The organism is Streptomyces sp. AB3(2024) (genome assembly GCF_041862025.1).
Taxonomy (GTDB): Bacteria; Actinomycetota; Actinomycetes; order Streptomycetales; family Streptomycetaceae; genus Streptomyces.
Genome location: NZ_JBGWAB010000285.1, coordinates 1 through 2343 on the forward strand (window position 1 = coordinate 1; position 2343 = coordinate 2343).

2 protein-coding genes are annotated in these 2343 nt (G+C 73.9%); both read right to left on the reverse strand.

Annotated elements, in window-relative coordinates; all coding sequences use genetic code 11:
- The coding region (locus ACEPPI_RS40325) for a helix-turn-helix domain-containing protein (protein WP_373920214.1) at positions 1-630 on the reverse strand (630 nt) is incomplete at its 3' end.
- A 23-nt stretch (positions 631-653) separates the two neighbouring features.
- On the reverse strand, positions 654-2343 hold a 1690-nt coding region (locus tag ACEPPI_RS40330), incomplete at its 5' end, for an FAD-dependent oxidoreductase (RefSeq protein ID WP_373920215.1).

Here is a 2343-nt window from a genome sequence, read left to right on the forward strand (position 1 = left end):
GCCGCCCGCGCCGCCCGGCCGGCGCGCGTCGGGCCCCGGCTCCGGCTCCGCCGGCGCCGGGTACGCCGCCACCTCCTCGTACAGGGCGCGCAACGGCTCCGAGCGCGCCAGCGCGATCTGCCGCTCCATCTGCGCCAGCAGGTGGCCGCGCCACTGGCGCAGGTTGCGGATCCTGGGGGCCAGCCCGCGCGGGTGCAGGGTCAGCCGCATGGCGTTCAGCGGCGGCTCCAGCAGGTCCTCGGGCACCCCGTCCAGCAGCATCGCGATGCCCCGGTTGGCCGCCACCACCGTGTACGTCCCGTCCACCACCAGTGCCGGGTACGGCTCGTAGCCGGTCAGCAGCTGCTCCATGCCCGCGCGCAGGGCGCCCATGGCGGGCGCGTCCAGCGGGGTGTGCGCGTACCGGGGCGCGTAACCGGCCGCCAGCAGCAGGGCGTTGCGGTCCCGCACCGGCACGTCGAGGTGGTCAGCGAGCCGCAGCACCATCTCCTCGCTCGGCCGGGACCGGCCGTTCTCCACGAAACTGATGTGCCGGGACGAGGAGTCGGCGCGGCCCGCCAGCTCCAGCTGGCTGATCCCGCGCCGCTCCCGCCAGGTGCGCAGCAGCATTCCCACACTCGCCGTCGTCATACCCGGACGGTATCCCGGCCTTCTCAGCCCAGGTCGAGGACGTTCCGCAGCCCGAGACGGTGGCGCCACAGGTCGTGGCGCCTGGCGGACTCCAGCTCGGGGGCCCGGTAGAGGCCGGTGACGGTGCACCGCTCCGCCGCCGAACCCTCCCGGTCCAGCAGGGCGTTGACCGCCGCGCGGGCGGAGGCGTTCGCGCCCTCCATCGTCGCCAGGTCGATGTCGACCGCCACATAGTCACCGCTGAGGAAGAAGTTGGGGACGCGGGTCCCCGCGCTCGGCCGGTTGTGGAAGGTGCCGGTGGGATGGATCAGCAGCTCGTCCTGGTTGGTGGGGTGCGGTGTGCCGAGGCCGTCGACACCCGGGTCCAGGAACCAGGAATGCAGCATGGCGTCCCGGAGCGGAGCGGCCCCGGTGTCGTTCAGGGAGGCCTTCAGCTGTGCCCACACCTCGCGGGCCACCTCCTCGCGCGTGCACTCCTTGGCCGTCTTCCCGTACAGGATCCCGGGCCTGTCCCATTCGGAGACGTCCACGGACAGGCAGTCCACGGCCGTCCCGTCGCCGTAGTCGGCGGCGAAGTCGCGGGAGGGCCAGTGCTCGGCCTGCTGGATCGCCGTCAACGACCACGGGGAGTCGATGCAGTTGAGGTGTCCGTGGACGAGCGGGGCGCGTTCGGTGAGGTAGAACTGGATGCCGGTCATCCAGTCCGTACGGAGCGCGTCGCAGCGCCCCAGCATCGGGTCCGCGGCCCGCAGGGCCGGGCTCCAGGTGCGGCGGGCGTGTTCGACGGGCAGCGCGCTGACGTAGTGGTCGGCGGTGACCGTACGGCGCGCCCCGGACGGCTCCAGCACCGCGACCCCGCTCACCCGGCCGGCATCGCAGCGGACCTCCTCGACGGTCCAGCCGATCCTGAACTCCACTCCGAGGGAGCGCAGGTGGGTCTCCCACGGGGTGATCCAGGCCTCGTTGGTGGGGAGGTTGAGGATGCGGTCCGGCGGGCCGTCGGCGCCGCGCCCCAGGAGGTTGAAGACGAAGGCCTCGCCCAGGGTGCCCACCGTACGGGTGGAGGCCTCCTCGGCCTTGGTGGCCACGATGTTGCGGGTGACGCCGATCGCCAGGATGCGCTGGTACTCCGTCGACATCCGCGCCGCCCGGGTGAACTCCCACCACGGGGTGCGCTCCCACTCCTCCTCGCGGCGCTCGTCGCAGCTGGTGAGGAAGACGAGCACGCGGTTGACGAAGTACGCCGTCTCGTGCGCGGGCAGCCGGACCAGCGTCTGGAGGATCCCGGTCAGGGCGCGGCCGATCTCCTCGGGCGTCAGCGGGGCGGGGGAGTGGCCGGGCCAGGGGATCGGGGCGCGCAGGTCCTCACGTCCGCCCGACCGGGCGAACATCATCTCGCGGGGGGCGACGAGGTTGTCCCACACCCCGCCGGGGTTCCCGGGGAAGGGGATGCGCCGCAGGGTGTCGGGCAGGTTGCGGTAGATGCCGGGGATGAAGCGGAATCCGTGCTCCGCCGGCAGCGGGCGCCGTCCGCCCCGGGCGCTGCCGGGGACGTCCATGCTGCGGGCCTTGCCCCCGAGCGCCCGGCGTTCGTACACGGTGACGGCGTACCCGCGCTCGGCGAGCTCGTGCGCGGCGGTCATCCCGGCCACCCCGCCGCCGAGGACCGCGACGGTGCGCCCGCCCGCCGCGGGGGCGGCGCCGGAGCCCGCG